General features: G+C 59.7%; 23 protein-coding genes. 21 read left to right on the top strand and 2 right to left on the bottom strand.

Going from position 1 to position 21,345, the window contains the following annotated elements; translation table 11 throughout:
• The first annotated feature begins 60 nt into the window (after positions 1-60).
• The 8 genes from HNR62_RS15065 (at position 61) to HNR62_RS15025 (ending at position 6,840) form a co-directional block, all read left to right on the top strand.
• The gene (locus HNR62_RS15065) at positions 61-375 is read left to right on the top strand and encodes a DUF6172 family protein (RefSeq protein WP_204796898.1); all 315 of its coding nucleotides are present in this window, start codon (positions 61-63) and stop codon (positions 373-375) included.
• A gap of 159 nt (positions 376-534) precedes the next feature.
• Entirely contained in the window at positions 535-1,929 is a 1,395-nt protein-coding gene (locus HNR62_RS15060; protein ID WP_204796897.1) for a DEAD/DEAH box helicase, read from the top strand.
• Between the two features lie 310 nt (positions 1,930-2,239).
• The gene (locus tag HNR62_RS15055) at positions 2,240-2,953 is read left to right on the top strand and encodes an RluA family pseudouridine synthase (protein WP_204796896.1); all 714 of its coding nucleotides are present in this window, start codon (positions 2,240-2,242) and stop codon (positions 2,951-2,953) included.
• 232 nt (positions 2,954-3,185) lie between these two features.
• Positions 3,186-4,043: a PA4780 family RIO1-like protein kinase gene (locus HNR62_RS15050; RefSeq protein WP_204796895.1), complete on the top strand. Its 858-nt coding sequence runs from the start codon at positions 3,186-3,188 to the stop codon at positions 4,041-4,043.
• Between the two features lie 332 nt (positions 4,044-4,375).
• A complete protein-coding gene (locus HNR62_RS15040; RefSeq protein WP_204796894.1) occupies positions 4,376-4,678 on the top strand; it encodes a hypothetical protein in 303 nt (100 codons plus the stop codon).
• 283 nt (positions 4,679-4,961) lie between these two features.
• Positions 4,962-5,396: a potassium channel family protein gene (locus HNR62_RS15035; RefSeq protein ID WP_204796893.1), complete on the top strand. Its 435-nt coding sequence runs from the start codon at positions 4,962-4,964 to the stop codon at positions 5,394-5,396.
• A 49-nt stretch (positions 5,397-5,445) separates the two neighbouring features.
• Complete coding sequence (locus tag HNR62_RS15030) at positions 5,446-5,781, top strand: cupin domain-containing protein (protein ID WP_204796892.1); 336 nt, start codon at positions 5,446-5,448, stop codon at positions 5,779-5,781.
• 72 nt (positions 5,782-5,853) lie between these two features.
• Complete coding sequence (locus HNR62_RS15025; RefSeq protein ID WP_204796891.1) at positions 5,854-6,840, top strand: ribonuclease Z; 987 nt, start codon at positions 5,854-5,856, stop codon at positions 6,838-6,840.
• Positions 6,841-6,938: 98 nt separating this feature from the next.
• Here HNR62_RS15025 and katG read toward each other — a convergent pair whose 3' ends face one another.
• Positions 6,939-9,170: a catalase/peroxidase HPI gene (katG, locus tag HNR62_RS15020; protein ID WP_204796890.1), complete on the bottom strand. Its 2,232-nt coding sequence runs from the start codon at positions 9,168-9,170 to the stop codon at positions 6,939-6,941.
• Positions 9,171-9,263: 93 nt separating this feature from the next.
• Here katG and HNR62_RS15015 point away from each other — a divergent pair, with 93 nt between their 5' ends.
• From HNR62_RS15015 to HNR62_RS14955, 13 genes are all read left to right on the top strand, one after another.
• Positions 9,264-9,890, top strand: a complete 627-nt coding sequence (locus HNR62_RS15015) for a 3'-5' exonuclease (protein ID WP_204796889.1) — start codon at positions 9,264-9,266, stop codon at positions 9,888-9,890.
• A gap of 196 nt (positions 9,891-10,086) precedes the next feature.
• Complete coding sequence (locus HNR62_RS15010; RefSeq protein WP_204796888.1) at positions 10,087-10,590, top strand: hydrogenase maturation protease; 504 nt, start codon at positions 10,087-10,089, stop codon at positions 10,588-10,590.
• An 18-nt stretch (positions 10,591-10,608) separates the two neighbouring features.
• Positions 10,609-13,005 (top strand): carbamoyltransferase HypF, encoded by a 2,397-nt coding sequence (hypF, locus tag HNR62_RS15005; protein WP_204796887.1) that lies wholly within the window; start codon positions 10,609-10,611, stop codon positions 13,003-13,005.
• Between the two features lie 132 nt (positions 13,006-13,137).
• Positions 13,138-13,404 (top strand): HypC/HybG/HupF family hydrogenase formation chaperone, encoded by a 267-nt coding sequence (locus HNR62_RS15000; protein WP_204796886.1) that lies wholly within the window; start codon positions 13,138-13,140, stop codon positions 13,402-13,404.
• A complete protein-coding gene (hypD, locus tag HNR62_RS14995; protein ID WP_204796885.1) occupies positions 13,401-14,558 on the top strand; it encodes a hydrogenase formation protein HypD in 1,158 nt (385 codons plus the stop codon). The genes HNR62_RS15000 and hypD overlap by 4 nt, the downstream gene beginning before the upstream one ends.
• Entirely contained in the window at positions 14,548-15,582 is a 1,035-nt protein-coding gene (gene hypE / locus HNR62_RS14990) for a hydrogenase expression/formation protein HypE (RefSeq protein ID WP_204796884.1), read from the top strand. The genes hypD and hypE overlap by 11 nt, the downstream gene beginning before the upstream one ends.
• Positions 15,583-15,584: 2 nt before the next feature.
• Positions 15,585-15,911, top strand: a complete 327-nt coding sequence (locus HNR62_RS14985; protein WP_204796883.1) for a hydrogenase maturation nickel metallochaperone HypA/HybF — start codon at positions 15,585-15,587, stop codon at positions 15,909-15,911.
• The gene (gene hypB / locus HNR62_RS14980) at positions 15,911-16,648 is read left to right on the top strand and encodes a hydrogenase nickel incorporation protein HypB (RefSeq protein ID WP_204796882.1); all 738 of its coding nucleotides are present in this window, start codon (positions 15,911-15,913) and stop codon (positions 16,646-16,648) included. The genes HNR62_RS14985 and hypB overlap by 1 nt, the downstream gene beginning before the upstream one ends.
• Positions 16,645-17,757, top strand: coding sequence for a 4Fe-4S dicluster domain-containing protein (locus tag HNR62_RS14975; protein ID WP_204796881.1), 1,113 nt, complete (start codon positions 16,645-16,647; stop codon positions 17,755-17,757). The genes hypB and HNR62_RS14975 overlap by 4 nt, the downstream gene beginning before the upstream one ends.
• Positions 17,750-18,568 (top strand): FAD/NAD(P)-binding protein, encoded by an 819-nt coding sequence (locus HNR62_RS14970; RefSeq protein ID WP_204796880.1) that lies wholly within the window; start codon positions 17,750-17,752, stop codon positions 18,566-18,568. The genes HNR62_RS14975 and HNR62_RS14970 overlap by 8 nt, the downstream gene beginning before the upstream one ends.
• Entirely contained in the window at positions 18,568-19,359 is a 792-nt protein-coding gene (locus HNR62_RS14965; RefSeq protein WP_239552845.1) for an NADH-quinone oxidoreductase subunit B family protein, read from the top strand. Before HNR62_RS14970 ends, HNR62_RS14965 begins: the two co-directional genes overlap by 1 nt.
• On the top strand, positions 19,356-20,657 hold the full coding sequence (locus HNR62_RS14960) for a Ni/Fe hydrogenase subunit alpha (RefSeq protein WP_204796879.1): 1,302 nt from the start codon (positions 19,356-19,358) through the stop codon (positions 20,655-20,657). Before HNR62_RS14965 ends, HNR62_RS14960 begins: the two co-directional genes overlap by 4 nt.
• Before the next feature lie 64 nt (positions 20,658-20,721).
• Positions 20,722-21,039 carry a hypothetical protein gene (locus HNR62_RS14955; RefSeq protein WP_204796878.1) on the top strand — a complete coding sequence of 106 codons (318 nt, stop codon included), beginning with the start codon at positions 20,722-20,724 and terminating at the stop codon, positions 21,037-21,039.
• Between the two features lie 54 nt (positions 21,040-21,093).
• On the opposite strand, the gene HNR62_RS14950 is transcribed toward HNR62_RS14955, so the two are convergent.
• Positions 21,094-21,345 (bottom strand): IS4 family transposase (locus tag HNR62_RS14950; RefSeq protein WP_275588112.1); only part of this gene is annotated, 252 nt, incomplete at its 5' end.

Raw genomic sequence — 21,345 nt, 5'->3', positions numbered from 1 at the left:
GAATACGCTTTTAAAAGCTCATTCGGCTTTAACTCTTGAGTGCACTTCTGTAGGAACCCCATGAAAAAGACAATCGCGTTAACTCACCCCAAGCTGCAACCTGCTCGCCTGGTGGACTCAATCAAGCATGATATTAAGAAATACCTGAACAGAGAGCGTAGAAAGACGCTGCCTCAAGGCATGGACTACTGGACTTTCGATTGTCGCTTTGGTGCCACAGAGGATGTAGCAGAAGAGATCCATACCTCTGAAATCAATAAACATATCGATGCTGCCGTGGCGCAGGAACTCCCCGCGTTCTATGTAGAGATCCTCGCCAGAGCCTGTCACCATGACCCGCGTTCAAGCACCAAAGCCGCCGACGACGAAGTTTAAGGCACATGGGCAACAAGGCGTTGCCCATCCCCCCGTTTTCACACCCGAGCAAACGACATAAACCCACTCAAAACCGCAATCAATCCTCTCCTCCACTGCTAAAGTACTGTACAATCTGCCCTCGTTTTTTGACTGTAGCGACTCTACAGAGGATCTCTCATGCAATTTTCATCTTTAGATTTGGCCCCAGATCTGCAACGCGCTCTTGTTGAATGTGGCTACAGTGCTATGACACCGGTACAAATGCAGGCCATAGTGCCGGCGCGTCGCGGTAAGGATTTACAAGTGACCGCGCAAACAGGGACGGGTAAAACCGCGGCCTTTGCCGTTCCGGTATTACAACGCATGCTGGATAAACCCAAAGCGACCGTCGAGCGACGCCCACGGGCGTTAATCCTGACGCCAACCCGCGAACTGGCAGAGCAGTTGTCCGATGCTATCGGTGCTTATGCGACGTTTTTGCCTCTCAGTGTCACGGCCCTCTACGGTGGCGTTAAAATGGGCGGTCAGGCCAACAAATTGAAAGCGGGCGTTGATATTGTGATCACCACCCCCGGCCGTTTGCTGGAGCACATGACCCTGGGCAATGTCACATTAAGCGACGTCGAATTTGTGGTGCTGGATGAAGCCGACCGTATGCTGGATATGGGCTTTATCACCGATGTGCTGAAGATGATGCAAATGACGGCACCGACACGTCAGACCCTGCTGTTTTCAGCCACGACCTCACCCGCCGTCAATGAACTGTCACATAAAATCCTGAAAAACCACCAGCAAATTCGGGTGACTAAAATCAATAGTACGGCGGATACCGTCAGACATGCGGTGTATCCGGTAGAAGAAAGCCGCAAGATCGAACTGTTTGAAACACTGCTGGAAGAGAAAAACTGGTTTCAGGTGTTGGTGTTTACCAGCACCAAGGAACAGGCTGAACGATTATTGGCCGGCCTTAAAAAGAATAAAATTGAAGCTGCTGTGTGTCATGGCGATAAAAGCCAGGGCTCGAGACGTCGCGCGGTCGCCGATTTTAAGTCCGGTAAATTACAAATATTGATCGCCACTGAAGTGGCTGCCCGTGGTCTGGATATTCAGGGCCTGGATTACGTGGTGAACTTTAACTTGCCTTATTTGCCGGAAGACTATGTGCATCGTATCGGTCGTACGGGTCGGGCCGGGAGCAAAGGGAGTGCTATTTCATTTGTAAGCCGTGAAGAAGAGCAGACGCTGGAGCGGATTCAAAAGCTGATTGGTACCGAGATTAAACGCATCATCAAGCCGGGCTTTGAAGTGACCAGTCGTGGTTCACTGTTAAAAACCATCTCGCGCAAGGTCTTGTCCGGACGTTCCAACCGGGCCAGTGAAACCATTATTGAACTGGAAGGTTCAAAAGACGGCCAACACAAGGGTAAACCACGTCGCGCCAGGTCGAGCGATGAATCGAACAACAAAACCACGGCAAAACCCGTGCGGCTGAAAAATACCACGACCCCAAAAAGTACCGGGCCGAAGAAAAAAATATTACGCGGCAAGCGCGCCGATAAATATTCACGTTAAGCACGGTTAATCGTCAGTAACGTCAGTGCCGTCGAAAGAGATGATTCATCGGCGGCACCGAGTATTTATATCAACGAGTATTTATATAAATAAGTAATGCGGTATAACAGGTGTGGTTTTGTCGTTATTCCGCACGCCCTCTCTTGTCATTCCCGCGAAGGCGGGAATCCAAAGCATGTGGCGCAGAACGCTCAGACTACTGGTCGCCAGCAAAGACACTGGACCCCCGCCTTCGCGAGGGTGACGATAAAGACAAACTAGCCCCAAAATCCACAGGAGTTACAGGATATTGCTTAGCAGGGAATGTGGAATGTCTGGTATCGGCCTGCCGAGTCACGCCATCCTTGATGAGTTTGTGGCACCGGCGTGTGACGATGTGGTGGTGATTTTATATCAGGATGACGACATCCTGTTGATCAACAAACCCAGTGGCCTGCTCAGTCTGTCGGGTAAAAATCCCCTCAACCGGGATTCGGTACACTACCGTTTGGTACAGGGTCAGGAGGGCAAGAGCCCGGCATTTCCAGAGGCCAGGTTACCGCATCGCCTGGATTTTGGCACCTCGGGCATTATGGTGGTGGGGCTGAACGCAGCCTCGGCGCAACATCTCAATAGGCAGTTTCAGGCGCGCACCATTCAAAAGCGGTATATCGCCCTGTTGGAAGGCTGGATTGCCGACGATCAGGGGCAGGTTACCGGGGCCATCGCGAAAGATAAACACCATTTTCCCCGGGTAAAAATTTGCCACACCACGGGCAAGGCGGCCATCAGTGAATACAGGGTATTGCAGCGTCTGGCGCAACCGCGCCGGAGCCTGGTGCAGTTTACTCCTGTTACGGGTCGTACACACCAGTTGCGGATTCACAGCCAGGCCATGGGACATCCCATTCTTGGGTGTGATCTGTATAACAACGCTCATAGTGAACAGATGGCCGATCGTTTGCTGTTGCATGCCAGTGATTTATATTTCGAGCATCCTGCCAGCGGTGAACCCTTTCATGGCCAGTGCCCTTGCCCGTTTTGAGCGGGCACGAAAAGACGGCAAGGCCGCCCTCGCCGCCGGAACACCGCCCGTCGCCGGAGCACCACCGAGCTGTGTACCCGGATCGGCTCGGGCTTGAGGCAGGCGTCAGGCTTGCAAGTCACCTGATTTAATCCTTAAAGGTGATATCATGCCTGTTCAACATACCCAAACAAACATACAAGATACTCGATAAAATAATGATTGATAGCCACATTTACTTAGCAGACCGCCTGTGAAAATACCCAAACGCCTACAGCCTCTCGTCGATGACGGTTTAATCGATGAAGTGATCAGCCGCCTGATGAGCGGCAAAGAAGCCGATGTTTTTGTTGTTCGTTGCGGTGAGCACATTCGGTGCGCCAAAATCTATAAAGATGCCATTAAACGCAGCTTCAAAAAAGCGGCGCAATATCAGGAAGGGCGCAAAGTTCGCGGTGGTCGTCAGGCGCGTGCCATGGAAAAGCGTTCAAGCTATGGTCGCCAGCTGGAGGAAAAAATCTGGCAGAATGCCGAAGTTGATGCCTTATCCCGATTGGCCAATGCCGGGGTGCGCGTACCCGAAACATTTGGTTGTGTTGATGGCGTATTACTAATGGAATTGGTCGCCGACGAAGCGGGTCATGTCGCTCCACAACTCGGTGAAGTGACCATGTCGGCAGAGCAGGCGATTGAAGATCACGCCATCATGATGCATTACATCAAGCTCATGCTTTGCGCAGGCATCATACACGGTGATTTATCCGAATTTAACGTACTGGTGGATGATAGCGGCCCTGTGATTATCGACCTGCCACAAGCGGTCAATGCCGCCGCCAATAATAGCGCAGAAGCCATGTTCGCCCGCGACGTCAATAATATGCGGCGCTATTATGGCGATTTTGCCCCCGCCTTGTTACACACGCAATACGCCAAAGAAATGTGGGCACTGTTCGAAGAAGGTAATTTAACCCCCAACTCGACACTCAGTGGAGAGTTTGAAGATGACAGCGACAGCGCCGATGTAGATTCCGTACTGGAAGAAATAAAAGCGGCGATGGAAGAAGCGCAGGAACGTAAGGAGCGTATACGCGAAGCCGAAGAAAATGCATGAGAGGCGTCGGCAAATGTTCCCGTCTTGAAATCGGTTATTGCTTGTCTTGTCCCGGCTTCGTTGTTCATCACGAAAGGGCCGTAGCCGATCGGGGGCTCATTGACCAGGCCCGGCTGTCGGCGCCGGAGGGAGCGGATCACGCCCACCCCAATGCCCGCCCGCACGCCGGCCAGATCCAGTGCAGTCCAGGTATTGAACCTATGTGGACGTAATGCTTTTGCATGATAAAAAACTGGTAAGATTTTTTTATCATACCAATGTGGTTGTTTTTTGAACACGACTGCTTTTGTCCTACAATGAATTCCGGCCTTTAACTATGAAGGAGAAAAAAGATGTTAGCCAAGCAGTGTAGCTATACCTCACAAGACGGTGAGCATCAGCATGTCAACATAGTGGTCAACCCCGAGGGCACGATAGACGTTAATATTCTCGAAAGCAAACAACATGTTACCAGTGAGTTTGACCATGTTCACTTCAAGGACGGTCGACAGGGCGTCAATTTGATTTGTGAAGATGAAAGCTGTTCCGCTCATAAAGAGATTTGTTTGACGCTCTCACGCAGGGATGCGCTCGAGCTCTGTGAAGTCATCGATAATGCCATAAAAGAATATGAACAGTTAATGTCGGATCTGTAGCTGTGAGAGTGACTTCAATAAAAAGAAGAAGAGTTATCATGACCAGAGTATATTCATGAGCCCCATTTTATTAAATGGGGCTTTTTTGAGCCTTTATCTCAGTGTATGGCTCACACTCGGTGCCCGCCTGCTGGTTGGGAAACCTTCACATGTAGGTTTGACAGCATTAACCGGGTCTCCGCCTATCTCCATGTAAATGATGTCGAGTGACGTGAGGCGTTATACTTTATTATGCTTGTTGAAACCGGGTGTCAACAACAATACCAAGGAATGGTGAGGAAATATGATTTCTGTTTTTTTGATTAATATAATGGTAGTGGCTGTTGCTGTGATGGTTCATTACGAGTTTCTTTATCGCATCACCTTGTATATTCCCAAGATGAAAATAAATCACCGCTATCGAATTGTTTTCGGTGTTTGTGGTGCCTTAATAGCTCACGCTTTCGAAATATGGATCTTTGCCATTGCTTATTACTTCATGAATAAAGCAGAGGGTTGGGGGCGTTTGACGGGGAATTTCAACAACAGCCTGATGGATTGCGGGTATTTCTCATTTACCGTATTTACAACCCTGGGCTTTGGCGATATACAACCAAATGGAGACATGAGATATTTAACGGGAATAGAGTCGCTGACCGGTCTGGTACTCATTACCTGGACGGCGTCCTTTCTGTATTTTGAAATGCAGCGGCATTGGGGGGTTGTCAGGAACCCATAACCGGTTCATTCATCAGGGTTTCATATTGCAAGGCAACACAGAGAGCGCCATGAAAAACATGTTTGAAAATATACCGTCGGATCTGTCAAACGAGCAGTTTCTTGACTTGCTCAACACGCCGAATGTTCGCATAGAGCGCATTGTCTCCCGCGGACACACTTCGCCCGAGACGGGCTGGTACGATCAGGACCAGGACGAATGGGTCATGGTGCTGGAAGGGTCGGGAACCCTGACGTTTGAAGATGGCCGAATCGTTACCCTGAACGAAGGCGATTTCATTCATATTTCCGCCCATGACAGGCATAAGGTCAGCCATACCCGGCCAGACGATGTCACCGTTTGGCTGGCAGTCTTTTTCCGCTCACCTGCACACATGGGATCATAGACAGGCTGACGGCGCATGAAAGGATGCCTGGGCCAGCGGAAGAGACGCCAGGCAACGAGCGAAGGGCAAAGCATGGACATCATTTTTTTAGGCACTTCTTCGGGGTCGCCGACCAAGAGCCGCAATGTCTCGGGGATAGCGCTGAAAAAAGCCGGCGTCAGGCCCTGGATTCTGATCGACTGTGGCGAAGGTACCCAGCACCGGCTACTGCATACTTCTCTGTCGTTACATTCTCTGCAGACTATCTGCATCACCCATGTACATGGAGATCACTGTTACGGGCTGCCGGGTCTGCTGGCCAGCGCGGCCTTGACGGGGCGCAGTGCGCCGCTCACCATCATCGGGCCCGCCGCCTTGCAAGGCTGGATAGCGGCGACCCAAGAGGCCACTCACCTGACGCTTGGCTATTCGCTGCATTTTATCGACGTCGCGACACTGACCGGAGTGGTGGCGGTCGAGGGGGTTGATATTTCGGTACTGCCCTTGTCGCATCGCGTACCGTCCTTTGGCTATGAGTTTGTCGAGACCGGGCAGCCCCGCAAGCTAGACGTGGACAAGCTGAAAGCAGACGGCATTGCTTCCGGGCCCGAGTGGGGACGGTTGCAGCGGGGGGAGCAGGTAATACTGGCAGACGGGCGGGTGCTTGACGGACACGATTATCTGTTGGCCAGCCGAGCTGGATGCAAGGTGATTGTCGGTGGTGACAACGATACGCCGGCCTTGCTTGCCGGGCGGCTTGGCTCGGCTCAGGTGCTGGTACACGAGGCGACCTTTACCCAGGCTATCGCCAACAAGGTAGGGCCCGGGCCGCAACACAGTTCGGCCATGGCCATTGCGCAATTTGCCGCCCAGGCGTCGGTGCCCAATCTGATCCTGACTCATTTCAGCCCTCGCTATAAAGACGGCGGCGCCGGCCTGACCATTCAGGACATCGAGCAGGAGGCGCGCGCCCATTACCATGGTCGGCTGTTTCTGGCCCGGGATCTGGATGTGTTTCATCTGAATCGTGAAGGGGAGTTGAAACGTATACAACATGGACCCCCGCCTTCGCGGGGGTGACGGGGGGTATTGCGGGGGTGACGTGGGGGTATTGCGGGGGTATTGCGGGGGTGACGGGGCTATCGCGGGGGCGACGGGTTTAACATGGGGATGACCATTCAGGCCAAATCGAACCGGTCCGCGTTCATCACCTTGTTCCAGGCGGTGACGAAGTCACGCACGAATTTCTCTTTGGCATCAGCCTGGGCATACACTTCCGCCACCGCCCGCAACTGGGAGTTGGAGCCGAAGATCAGGTCGACGCGGGTAGCGGTCCACTTCACGTTGCCGGTTTTGCTGTCCCGTCCTTCAAACACGTCTTCTTCACCGGCGGCGGGTGCCCACACAGTGCCCATGTCGAGCAGGTTGACGAAAAAGTCGTTGCTCAGCGTTTCCGGGCGCCGGGTAAAGACGCCGTGCTGTGCCTGGCGATAGTTGGCATCCAGCACCCGCAAGCCCCCTACCAGTACCGTCATTTCCGGCGCGCTCAGTTGCAGCAGTTGCGCCTTGTCGATCAGCATTTCTTCGTCCGACACCGTGAATTTGGTGCGGCGATAGTTGCGAAAACCGTCGGCTTCCGGCTTGAGCGGCGCAAAGGCCTCCACGTCGGTCTGCTCCTGGGTGGCATCGGTGCGGCCCGGGGCGAACGGCACCTCAATGGGGTGTCCGGCATCTTTGGCGGCCTGTTCGATGGCGGCGGCCCCGCCCAGCACGATGAGATCCGCCAGCGACACCCGCTTGTTGCCGGTTTGTGCTTGATTGAAGGCGGTCTGAATGCCTTCCAGGGTGTTGAGCACCTTCGCCAGTTGCGCCGGCTGGTTTGCTTCCCAGTGTTTCTGCGGGGTCAGGCGAATGCGGGCCCCGTTGGCGCCACCGCGTTTGTCGGAGCCGCGAAAGCTGGACGCCGACGCCCAGGCGGTGGTCACCAGCTCGGAGACCGACAGCCCCGATGCCAGCAGCGTGCCCTTGAGGCTGGCGATGTCCTGCTCGTTCACCAGCTCGTGGTCGAGGGCCGGCACCGGATCCTGCCAGAGCAGCGCTTCTTGCGGCACCTCGGGGCCCAGGTAGCGCGAGAGGGGGCCCATGTCTCTGTGGGTCAGCTTGTACCAGGCGCGGGCGAAGGCGTCGGCAAATTCCTCCGGATGGGTATGAAAATGCTCTGAAATCTTGCGGTAGGCCGGATCTTGCCGCATCGCCATGTCGGCGGTGGACATCATGGGCGCATGGCGTTTGTTCTTGTTGTGTGCATCCGGCACCGTGTTTTTGGCGGCCGCGTCTTTCGGGATCCACTGATGGGCGCCGGCGGGGCTCTTGGTCAACTGCCACTCGTAGCCGAACAGGGTGTCGAAGTAGCTCATGTCCCATTGAGTCGGGGTGGGGGTCCAGGCGCCTTCCAGGCCGCTGGTGATGGCGTCTTCCCCCACCCCTGTGCCCATGCTGTTGTGCCAGCCCAGGCCCATTTGCTCGAGGGGGGCCGCCTCCGGCTCCGGGCCCAGGTGAGCGGGGTCGCCGGCGCCGTGGGTCTTGCCGAAGGTGTGCCCACCGGCGGTGAGGGCAACCGTTTCAACGTCGTTCATCGCCATGCGGGCAAAGGTTTCGCGAATGTCGAAGGCCGAGGCGAGCGGATCCGGGTTGCCGTCCGGGCCTTCCGGATTGACGTAAATCAGGCCCATCTGCACCGCCGCCAGCGGGCTTTCCAGCTTGCGGTCACCGGCGTAACGGCTGTTGGCCTGGTCGCTGGTGGCCAGCCATTCTTCCTCGGCGCCCCAGTAGATGTCTTCTTCCGGCTCCCAGATATCTTCACGACCGCCCCCGAAACCAAAGGTCTTGAAGCCCATGGACTCCAGTGCCACATTACCGGCCAGCACCAGCAGATCGGCCCAGGACAGCTTGTTGCCGTATTTTTGCTTGATGGGCCACAGCAGGCGACGGGCCTTGTCCAGGTTGCCGTTGTCGGGCCAGCTGTTGAGCGGGGCAAAGCGCTGCGCGCCGCTGCCGGCGCCACCGCGACCATCGCCGATGCGATAGGTGCCGGCGCTGTGCCAGGCCATGCGGATGAAGAAGGGGCCATAGTGACCATAGTCGGCCGGCCACCAGTCCTGGGAGTCGGTCATCAGGGCATGCAAATCCTGCTTGACCGCCGGCAGATCCAGGCTCCTGAAGGCGTCGGCGTAGTTGAATTCTGCGCCCAGGGGGCTTAGCTCGGCGGTGTTCTGGTGCAATATCTTGAGGTTCAGCTGGTTCGGCCACCAGTGAAGGTTGGCCGTGCCCTGGCCACCCAGTCTGGTACGAGAACCGTGCATGACCGGACACTTGCCGGTGCTGACTGCGTGCTGTTTATTGTCGCTCATCAATTATGTCTCCAGAGTTGGTGATGCTAACCTCGGCTTCGGGATGTTTAATTAATAGTTTAATTAATATTTAATTAATAGCATGAGGCTGATATGGACGCTCGTCAGTACCTGGAAAGACCCACCAAAAACGACATGCGAGAGCTCCCCGAGTTTAGCGGCTTGCCTCTGGATAACATCCACCTGGTCGAGAGTGCCGAGCAGGTGAGTTTTGCCCGTGCGCAGCTGGGCAACTGCACCCACGTCGGTTTTGATACCGAGAGCAAGCCGACCTTTATGGCGGGGGAGGCCAGTACCGGTCCGCATGTTGTGCAGCTGGCCAGCCCCGAACATGCCTTTTTGTTTACGGCTAAACACCTGGCAGGTCATGCGTTGATGTCCGAGATACTTCAGTCGGATCAGATTATCAAGGTTGGATTTGGGCTCAAGTCGGATCGCGGGCCGATACAGCGCCTGCTTGGGGTTGGATTGCGTACCACCATAGAGCTGTCTGTGGCGGTCAAGCGACTGGGATACCGCCAGCAGGTAGGGCTGCAGGCCGCGGTGGCCATCGTGCTGGGTGAGTATTTACCCAAATCCAGAAAGGTGACCCTGTCAAACTGGGCGGCGGCGTCGTTATCCCCCGCCCAACAGAGCTATGCCGCCAACGATGCCTATGCCAGCCTGCGAGTGTATCTGGCTTTGGCCAGGACGGCGCCCCAGCTGCTGCCCCCGGGCTGACTTTGAGCCTGTTCGTTACACGAGCATGGCGTGCTGACGCGATCTTTGAACCATATTTGAAAGACCGAGGTACCGGGGCATGCGATACCAGGGCATGAAGTACCAGGGCATGAAGTACCAGGGCTGGGGACGGCTGGCGGTATGCAGGCCGGCGGTATCTTGGCAAACATGCGGGTGATGGGAGAAGGAGGCGGGGATGCAGGCAGACACCGGCGTGCGAATTGTCTATCTGGGCAACCCCCTGCATGGGGATGATGGCGCCGGCATACAGGCGCTGGCGTTGTCACGGGCGCTGGCCTGGCCCGCCGGGGTCGAGCTGGTCGATGGCGGCACCGGTGGCGTCAGCCTGCTGCCGCTGTTCCGGCATTGCCGGCGGGTGATACTGGTGGATGCCTTGCTGAGCCCGGGCCACGAGGGCGAGATATACCAGCGGTTCAATGTGCAGGCGGATTCACTGGCGGGCGACACCGGCCTGGAGCATGGCGGTGGCATCAAGGGGCTGCTGGCGCTGGTGCCGCTGCTGGTGTCGCCGGTGCCCATTATCGATATGTTTGCCATCGGCGGGCGCCGGTTCTCCCCCTGCCATGGGTCCCTGAGTGACGAGGTAGAACGGGCCCTGCCGGCACTGTGCCAGCGGCTGCATGATTATGTGACCGACGAGCTGCTGCCAGCAGGAAGGCAATCCAGGAGTCAGCCATGAGTCAGCCATGAGTCAGCCATGAGTCAATATACGGATCCCGATAGAAGCACGGCCATCCCGACCGGGAGCGAGCATCATGATGCGCTGGCGGGCAGCCGGTTGCGAGTAACCGGCTGCGTACAGGGGGTGGGGTTTCGTCCGGTTGTCTACCGGCTGGCCACCGAGCTGGGATTGTCGGGCAGTGTCGGCAATATCGGCTCCGGGGTCGAGATCCGGCTGGCTGCCGATACCGCCGCCGTGGCGAACTTTTGCCGTCGGCTGCGGGCCGAATGTCCCGCCCATGCCCGCATCGACCGCATAGCGGCCGAGCCAGTTGCCTTTGATGTCGCTCCCCGGAATTTTGCGGTAATAGAGAGCCAGAGTGGCGAGCAGGGCGCCCGCTTCCCGCCGGATCTGGCCATCTGCCCCCCCTGTCTGGCCGAGCTGGTCGACCCGAATAACCGGCGTTATGGCTATCCCTTTATCAATTGTACCGACTGCGGCCCCCGTTACTCCCTTGTTCGGGCCCTGCCCTGGGACAGGGCCAACACAGCCATGGCAGACTTTCCGCTCTGTGCCGCCTGCCTCGAGGAATACATCAACCCGGCCAACCGTCGCTTTCATGCCGAGCCCATCGCCTGCGCCGAGTGCGGCCCGCACATCTGGCTGCAGTATGCCGAAGGCCGAAAGCAGGAAGGGCCACCGGCATCCTTGCTGGCCCAGTGCGCCAACTGGCTGAAACAGGGCCGGGTACTGGCGCTCAAGGGCATCGGGGGTTTTCAGCTGGCCTGCGATGCGGGCTCGGCAACGGCCATCGCCCGGCTGCGCCGGCGCAAGCACAGGCCCGCCAAGCCCTTCGCCATTATGCTGCGGGATCTGGCCGGGATAGAGGCCTTTTTCACGTTGAATGAGGCCGAGCGGACACAACTGGCCGGCCCGGCGGCGCCCATACTGCTGTTGCCGAAGGCACGACTCAGGCAGGCCATGCCCGGGATCTTGCCCGAGGCACTGGCGCCGGGCATGGCCTGTATCGGCGTGATGCTGGCCAGTTCGCCGTTGCACTGGCTGTTGCTGAGCGAGGTCGGCGGCCCCCTGGTGATGACCTCGGGCAATGCCGGTGGCGAGCCCCTCTGTACCGACAACCGGCAGGCGTTATCGGCCCTGGCCACCCTGGCCGACGGCTTTCTGCTGCATAACAGACCCATACTGCACCGCTGCGACGATTCGGTGAAGGCCGTGGTGGCCGGGCGTCCCCGACTGGTCCGCCGGGCCCGGGGTTATGTGCCGGATCCCGTTAAACTGCCGGCGGGGCTGAATGGTAGCGTGCTGGCGCTGGGGGCGGATCTGAAGAACAGCCTGTGCGTCACCGGTCACGGCCAGGCTGTTTTGTCCGCCCATATAGGTGACCTGTCATCACCGGCCTGTCTGGATGCCTTGCGACAGCAGCTCGATGGTCTGCCCGGGCTGCTGGGCATGGCCCCCCGGGCCATCGCCGTCGATCTGCATCCCGAATATGTTTCTTCTCGTCTGGGTGCGAGGCTGGCGCAAGAGCGCGGCTTGCCACTGATGCGGGTACAGCATCATCACGCTCATCTGGTGTCCTGCCTGGTGGAAAACGGCCATCCGCCCGCTGAACCGGTGCTCGGCATCGTGCTCGACGGCCTGGGCCTGGGTGATGACGGCAGCCTGTGGGGCGGGGAATGTCTGCTGGCCGACTACGCCGGTTATCGGCGGCTGGGGCGGTTACGGCCCTTTCCCCTGCTGGGGGGCGATCAGGCCAGTCGCCAGCCCTGGCGCAACCTGCTGGCCCAACTGACGCAGGGTCTTTCCTTTAGGTCCCCTTTAATTGCAGAGCTGGCCGCCGCCCAGCCGGCTCTTAGCTGTTTGACCGACGCCCGCGCCGAAGCCTTGCTGAAGATGGCGGCGCGCTTTCCCCAGACCTCGTCGGCGGGGCGCCTGTTCGATGCGGTGGCGGCGCTGCTGGGCGTGGCGCCACTTGAACTGAGCTTTGAAGGCGAGGCGGCCATGAAGCTGGAAGCCCTGGCCGAGGGCGCACCGGCCAACACCTGTTATGACTTCACATTGAGCCGCGAGGGCGAACTCTGGCAGCTGGATCCGGCCCCATTGTGGCCGGCGCTGCTCGAGGGTCTGCTCGCGGGGCAGGACAAAGCGGTGCTGGCGGCCAATTTTCACCTAAGTTTAGTGAGAGGGCTATGCAACATGGTGCGGCGCTTGCGCCAACAGCAGGGGGTGGCTTTTACTACTGTGGCCCTGAGCGGCGGCGTGATGCAGAACCGCCTGATACTGGAACCCTTGATCGAGGAGCTGGACGCCATGGGGCTGAGGGTGCTGACCCAGAGCCAGGTGCCCTGCAACGACGGCGGCATCGCCCTGGGCCAGGCCGCCATAGCCCTGGCGCAATTGCCCGTCTCGTAGGGTCCAATTTATTGGACCGCCGGTCTGGCGTGTAACGCCGTTGGTCGAATAAATTCGACCCTACAAACAATGGCACCAGTAGGCGGCCATTTACGTGGCGCAAAACGGCAGCTAGCTGCCAGGGAGAGGCTTATGTGTTTGGGAATACCGGCCCGGGTGGTGGCCATGGTGGATGCCGACGCCGGGCTGGCGCTGGCGGAGACCGCCGGGGTGCGCCGGCAGATCAATATCGCCCTGCTGGCTCTCGAGGGGCGTGACCCTTCGGCCCTGATCGGCGAATGGGTGCTGCTGCATGTGGGCTTTGCCATGGCGGTGATAGACCAAGCTGAAGCCAGCCGCACCCTGGCCTTATTGGCCCAAATAGACTCGTTGGCGCAAATGGAGGAGGGCGAGCCATGAGCCTGAGCCAGGATTTTCGCGATGCCGGCCGGGTCAAGGCCCTGCTGGCGGCCATTGCCCGCACGGCCGGGCCGGTGGCGGCGCGCCTGGGCCGACCCCTGCAGATCATGGAGGTGTGCGGCGGCCATACCCACGCCATCTTCCGTTTCGGGCTGCATCAGTTGCTGCCCGACGCCATCGAGTTTATCCACGGTCCCGGCTGCCCGGTGTGCGTGCTGCCGGTGGAGGCGGTCGATCAGGCGGTCGACCTGGCCCGTCGAGAGAATGTGATCCTGGCGAGCTTCGGCGATCCGCTGCGGGTGCCGGGCAGCCGGGGCAGCCTGCTGCAGGCCAGGGCCGAAGGGGCCGAGGTGCGGGTGCTCTATTCTCCTTTCGACGCCCTGGCGCTGGCACAAGATAATCCGCACAAACAGGTGGTGTTCTTCGCCATCGGCTTCGATACCACCATGCCCAGCATCGCCTGTTCCCTGCAGGCCGCCGACAAGGCGGGGCTCACCAACCTGCGCTTCCTCTGCCACCATATCCGGCTGATGCCGACCCTGATCGGTTTGCTGGAGGCCGGTGAGGTCCGGCTCGATGGCTTCGTCGGACCGGGGCATGTGAGCATGGTGATCGGCAGCCGGGTCTATCAGCCTATTGCCAGCCACTATCACAAGCCGCTGGTGATCGCCGGCTTCGAGCCGGTGGACTTTCTGCAGGCCCTGTATCAACTGGTGCTGCAGCTGGCAGAGGGACGCTGCGCCATCGAAAACGCCTATGGCCGGGTGGTGGCGGCAGAGGGCAATCCGGCCGCCCTGAAGGTAATAGAGGAAGTGTTCGAGTCGAACGTCGACAGCCGCTGGCGGGGGCTGGGCACAGTGCCGGGCTCGGGGGTACGGGTGCGGGAACACTATCGGCATCTGGATGCATCGACCAGTCTGGCATCCCTGCCGCAGATCAAGGCCGCCGCCGAGCCCGCCTGGTGCAATGCCGTGCTGACCGGACGGATCAAACCCCATCAATGCCCGCTGTTTCGCCGCCACTGCACGCCCGAGCATCCGGTCGGCGCCCTGATGGTGTCCAGCGAAGGCGCCTGCGCCGCCTATTATCAATATCGTCCCGAGCAGTACCATCCCGAACAAGACGAGCATAAGGAAACCCGCCGTGACCCATGAGCAAACCACCATCACCCTGGCCCATGGTGCCGGGGGCGGCGCCATGCACAGCCTGATTGACGAACTCTTTCTCACCGCCTTCGGCGATGAACCCCTGCTGCAAAAGGAAGATCAGGCCCGGCTGCCGCTGGCGGCGTTGCTGGCCCGGGGGGATCGACTGGCGCTGACTACCGACAGCTTTGTGGTCAGCCCGCTGGAATTTCCCGGTGGCGATATCGGCAAGCTGGCGGTGTGCGGCACCCTCAACGATCTCGCCGTGGGCGGCGCCATCCCCCTGTATCTGAGCGCCGCCTTTATCATAGAAGAAGGGCTGCCGCTGGCGCTGCTCGAGCGTCTGGTCGGCTCCATGGCCGAGGCCGCCCGCCAGGCCGGGGTGACCATTGTCACCGGCGATACCAAGGTGGTGGAGCGGGGCATGGCCGACAAACTGTTTATCAATACCACCGGCGTGGGGGTGATACCGGCGGGCCTGAACCTGGCCATCGGCTCGGCCCGGCCCGGCGACAAGATACTGATAAACGGTCATATCGGCGATCACGGCGCCGCCGTCATGCTGGCCCGGGAAGATCTGGGACTGGTGGGGGAGCTGGCCAGCGACTGTGCCGCCCTGCATGGGCTTATCCACCCGGTGCTGGCCCGGTGTAGCGGGGTGCGCTGCCTGCGTGATGCCACCCGCGGCGGCCTGGGCGGCGTATTGAGCGAAATTGCCGGGGCGTCGGCGGTCGCCATCCGGCTGCTTGAAAACGCGCTGCCCATCCGCCCCCAGACCTGGGCCCTGTGCGAACTGCTGGGGCTGGAGCCGCTGTTTCTCGCCAACGAGGGGTTGGCCGCCATGGTTGTCTGCCCCGAGCAGGCCGAACAGGCCCTGGCCTTGCTGCGTGGCCATCCCCTGGGCCGGGATGCGTGCATTGTCGGCGAGGTGGTGGCCCCATCGTCACCGGGCCGCTTGAGCCTGCTGACCCCTTACGGCGGCGAACGGCTGCTGGAGGTACCCCATGGCCTGCAATTACCGAGGATCTGCTGAGCATGCATGAGCTGTCGGTGGTGCGGGCCCTGCTGAACCAGCTTGAACCCTATCAAGACAGGGACATTAGCCGCATCCGTATCGAGGTGGGCACCCTGAGTTGCGTCGACGGCGAGCGGCTGCAGTTCTGTTTCGATATGGTCAAGGGCGAGGCGGGCCTGAGTGATACCGAGCTGTTTATCGATATGGTGCCCGCCCAGGCAGAATGCCGCGCCTGTAGCCGACGCTTTACCCCGAACGGCCCGGGTGACGCCTGCCCCTGCGGCAGCTACGACTATACTCTCACTTCGGGACGGCAGTTGCTGTTGACGGAAATAGGATTCGGCTGATGTGTGGACACTGTGGATGTTCCAGCGAAAAGGCCCGGCTGTCGGAGCCGGGCATCGAGAGGCACAGTCACCTGCAGCAGGACGGTGACAGCCTGCAATTACAGCAGGCACTGCTGGCCGGCAATGATGAACTGGCTCGGCAAAATCGTGACTGGCTGACGGAAAACCGCATCATCTGTATCAACCTGATGGGCACCCCGGGCGCCGGCAAGACCCAGTTGCTGGAAGCGACCTTCAGAGGAGCAGGCACCGACTGGCCAACCATGGCGGTGCTGGAGGGAGATCAGCAAACCCAGAACGATGCCCGCCGCATTCAGGCCAGCGGCGGGCGGGCGGTGCAGATCAACACCGGCACCGGCTGTCATCTGGATGCCTGTATGATACAGGCGGGCCTGGCCAGCCTGGCACCGGAGCCCGGCTCCCTGGTGCTGGTCGAAAATGTGGGCAATCTGGTGTGTCCGGCGCTGTTCGATCTGGGCGAGCGGCACAGAGTGGCGATGATGGCGGTCACCGACGGCGAGGACAAACCGGAAAAATACCCCCATCTGTTTGCCGGCTGCGAGCTGGTTATTATCAACAAGATTGATCTGCAACCGTATCTGGAGGTCGATCTGGACAAGATTAAAGCCTCCCTGCGCCGGCTGAATCCCAGGGTCGAGATACTGCCGCTGTCGGCCAGCACCGGCGAGGGGCTTAACGCCTGGTATGACTGGCTGCTGACCCGGGCCCGTTTATGACCAGGAGCTTTCTGGCATCCGGGGATCTTCACCTGCTGCATCAGACGCTGGTGCAGGCCGGTTTTGAGGTGATCGGCCCCCGGGTCAAGGACGATGCCATCCTGTTTGCCCCCTTGAACCATGTGGACGAGCTGCCCTGGGGCTGGCAGGAGCAGGCTGACGCGGGCAGCTATCGCCTGCAGCATACCGCCGGCCGGCGCGCCTTTGCCTGGAATACCGGCCCCCAGGGTCTCAAACCCTGGCTGTTTCAACCCGAACAAGTGCTGTGGCGAGCCGACAATACCGAAGAGGGGCTGTGTTTTCGTGCCGTGGCGCCAAAGCCCAAGCGGCTTGCTTTTATCGGCCTGCGGGGCTGCGATCTGGCGGCGCTGAACATTCAGGACCAACACTTTATGGCGGGGCCTTATGCCGACCGCTTCTATCGTGCCCAGCGCGAACAACTGCTGATCGTGGCGGTCAACTGTGCCCGCAGCGCCGATACCTGTTTTTGTGTCTCGACCGGCGACGGCCCCGAGGCCCGCTCTGGTTTTGATCTGCTGCTCGACGAACTGGATGACGGCTACCTGCTGCAGAGCGGCAGCGACCGGGGCGCGGCCATAGCAGCGCAATTGCCCCTGAAAAAGGCCACCGGCAAGCAGGTGACCGAGGCCAACGCTTTGCTGGCGGGCGCCAGCCGGCAGCAAAGAATCATGCCGAGCGAGGCCGAACTGGCGCAGCTGGTGGACCGGCTCGATCATCCGCATTGGCAGCAGGTGGCCGAGCGTTGTCTGGCCTGCGGCAACTGTACCTCGGTCTGCCCCACCTGTTTCTGTTCGAAGCAGGATACAGAGGGCGACATCCGCAACCGGCAGGCCGAGCAGGTGCAGCGGTGGGATTCCTGCTTCAGCGAGCAGCACAGCTACATTACCGGCAAGGTGGTCCGGCCCGAGATCCGCCACCGCTACCGCCAGTGGCTGGTGCACAAGCTGGCCACCTGGCAGCAGCAGTTCGGTCGCAGCGGTTGCGTCGGCTGCGGCCGCTGCATTGCCTGGTGCCCGGTGGCCATCGATCTGGTGGAAGAAGCCCGGGCCCTGCTGGCGGACAAACCGCCGGAGGATGATCATGGCTGACTTTGTGCCCATGACCGCCACCCTGGCGGCGAAGACAATGGAGTTGCCCGGGGTGCACACCCTGGGCCTGGCGCTGGAAACGCATTCGCCGTTCGACTTTGATTTCGGGCAGTTCAACATGCTCTACCTGTTCGGCGCCGGTGAGGTGGCCATCTCCATCATGGGCTGGGATCAGGGCCTGTTGCAGCACACCATTCGCGCCAGGGGCCGGGTCACCCGGCCCCTGGTGGAGTTGCAGGTCGGCCAGCAACTGGGCCTGCGTGGCCCCTTCGGTCGGGGCTGGCCGCTGGCCAAGCTGCAGGGGCGGGATCTGGTGTTTATCACCGCCGGGCTGGGTTGCGCGCCTGTGGTGGCGGCCATTCATCATGCGGTGGCCAACCGGGATCAATATGGCCGCATCGTGATCCTGCAGGGGGTCAAGCACCATGCGGATTTGTTGTGGCAGGGCCAGTATCGGCGCTGGCAAACCCTGGGCAAGTGTCAGGTACTGCTGGCCGCCAGCGAGGAGCACAGGCACCGGCACCATTGGCGCCTGGGGCTGGTGACCGAGTTGCTGACGCTGGCCGAGTTCGATCCGGCCCATTGTGCGGTATTGATGTGCGGACCCGAGATCATGATGCTGGCGGCGCTCAAGCAGCTGGCATTGCAGCGGGTGGGGGATGAGGCCGTCTATATGAGCCTGGAGCGCAATTTTCAGTGTGGTCTGGGCTTGTGTGGTCATTGCCAACTGGGACCGTATTTTGTCTGCAAGGACGGCCCCGTGTTCCACTATCCCATGATCAAGTCCTGGCTGGGCAGGGAGGGGGTCTGATGGCCAAGCTGACCCTGGCGGTACACAAGCTGACCTCCTGCTCCGGCTGCCAGCTGGCCTTCCTCAATCAGGGCCCGGCATTGCTCGATCTGCTGGAAGAAGTGGAGTTCCTGCATTTTATCGAGGCGGGTATCGAGGGGCCGGACCGACAGGTGGATGTGGCCTTTGTCGAGGGCAGCATCTCTACCCCGGAAGATCTGGAGCGGGCCCGGGCCCTGCGCCAGAACAGCAAGCGGGTGGTCACCATCGGCGCCTGCGCCACCAGCGGCGGCATCCAGGCCCTGCGCAACCTGGCGGATGGCCCGGCCTGGCAGGCAGCCATCTATGCCCGGCCGGACTTTATCGCCACCCTGGCGACCTCCACCGGGGTGGCCGAGCACATCAAGGTAGACTTCGAGCTGTGGGGCTGCCCCATCACGGTGGAGCAGATGCGCCATTTTCTGCGCCAGCTGCGCCTCGGCGTGCAGCCCAGGCCCGAGGCCGAAAAACTGTGCATGGAGTGCAAGCGCCGCCAGCAGGTGTGCGTGATGGTAACCCGGGGCGCCCCCTGTCTGGGGCCCGTGGTGCGTACCGGCTGCGGCGCCCTCTGTCCCGCCTTCGGCCGGGCCTGCTATGGCTGCTCCGGCCCCTCCGAGCAGCCGAACTGCGACAGCCTGGCCAACCGCTTTGCCGGTCTGGGGCTGGTGCCCGACGATATCGCCAAACGCTTCGCCGCCATTCACAGCCACAGCGCGCCCTTTCGCGAACAAAGTCAACGCTGGCAGCAAATCGATGTGCGGGAGCTTGAATGAAGAAAGCGAAACGCAAGATTTCCCTCAAGGTGCCTTTCGTCACCCGGCTGGAGGGAGAAGGCTCGCTGGAGCTGAGTGCCCGGGGCGATCGCATCGACAAGCTGCATCTGGCCATCTTCGAGCCCCCCCGGCTGTTCGAGAAGTTTCTGGAAGGGCGTGGCTATCAGGAGGTGCCGGATCTCAATGCCCGTATCTGTGGTATCTGTCCCATGGCCTACCAGCTGACTTCCATCCAGGCGATGGAGCAGCTGTTCGGCATCACACTGCCCACGCAACTGGTGCAACTCAGACGGCTGATGAACCTGGGGGAGTGGGTGCAGAGCCATGCATTGCATATTCACTTTTTGGCGGCGCCGGACTTTCTCGGTTTCGATCATGCCCTGGCCATGGCGAAACTCTATCCCGAGGTACTGAAGCGGGGCATGCAGTTGCAGGAGGCCGGCAATGCGCTGATGACCCTGCTGGGCGGACGCTCCGTGCATCCGGTGGGGTTGCAGGTGGGCGGGTTTGGGCGCCTGCCCGATGTGGAACGCTGGGATCAGGTCAGGCGGCTGGTGGGGCAGGCGCTGCCCGCCGCCGAACAGCTGGTGCGTTGGACGGCGGGGCTGACGCTGCCCGACTATTCTCATGATTTTACCTGGGTCAGCCTGACCGAGCCGGATGCCTATGCCATCAACGGCGGTCGACTCACCAGCAGCAATGGCCTGAGTCTGGATTACGACGACTACGCCGACCATTTTGCCGAACACCAGGAGCCCCATTCTACCGCCCTGTATTCGCTGCTGGATGGCAAGAACTATCTGGTCGGCCCCCTGGCCCGGATGAACAACAATTTTGGGCGGCTGCCCGCCGAGGTCAAGGCCCTGGCCGGAGACTGTGGCCTCGACTTTCCCAGTCGCAACATGTTTACCAGCATCCAGGCCCGGGCATTGGAGATATACTGGGCCTTGTTCGAGGCCAGCCGGCTGCTGGCCATGGACTGCCCGACCGGCGAAGCCAGCCTGCCGGTGACGCCCAGGGCAGGGGAGTGCTGCTTTTGCACCGAGGCCCCCCGGGGCATGATCTATCATCATTACCGGCTGGACGAGCAGGGCAGGGTGCTGTCCTGCACCATAATACCGCCCACCAGCCAGAATCAGGCCCGCATCGAGCAGGATCTGAAGACCTCGGTGACCCGCTTCGGCCTGAGCCACAGCGATTTGGAGCTCAAGCTGTTCTGCGAGCGGCTGATCCGCAATTACGACCCCTGTATTTCCTGCTCCACCCATTTCCTGCAGTTCAAGATACGGCGTGGTTAGGGTCTGTTGACCTTTTGAGATGATTTTTGCAGCAGTTTGTTGGGGCTTGATACAAGGCACTGAAGTGGTTGAAGAAGGCTTCCGAGATACCAAGAGTTATCGAACCGACCTGGGGTTGAGACTCAGTGGCATGCGTGATGTGGCGCGACTGCAAATTCTCCTGCTGATAGCCATGCTGACCCAGTTAACGTTGCTGATTATTGGCAAAGCAGCCTATCTGAAGGAATATCATCGACACTTCCAGGCCAATACCGAGCGTGATCGAGCCGTGTTGTCATATTTTTTCCTCGGCAGGGAGATTGTCAAAGATGATCGCTACCAGTTCAGTGAACAAGATCTTGCCGAAGCCTATGATGGAATGAGCAAAAATTATGCGTGTTGAGTGCCAAAAAATGTGGGGATCCCTCAGTCCCTAGGCCATCCCTTTACCCATAAGTCAGCCCAATAACTCCTTGGTCTCCTGTATGGCACGGACCATATCATGACAACGCTCCAGGCCCAGCCACAGCGTTTGCAACCCGGGTTCGCCATCTCCCTTTCGTCCTAAAAAACCGCCATAAGAGGCGACCAGATGGATGATGGTTCTCAGGCTCGGCGCCTCTTTGGGCGGGGCTTTCCGCAACGCCGACGCGTATATGATCCGCCATTCTTCGGGGTCAAAAGCCAGTTCGCAGCTGTGCTCCGGCAC

The sequence above is a fragment of the Oceanisphaera litoralis genome (assembly GCF_016907015.1).
Classification (GTDB): Bacteria; Pseudomonadota; Gammaproteobacteria; order Enterobacterales; family Aeromonadaceae; genus Oceanimonas; species Oceanimonas litoralis.
Note: the sequence above shows the minus strand (reverse complement) of the source record. Positions and strands in the feature narration are given on the sequence as shown.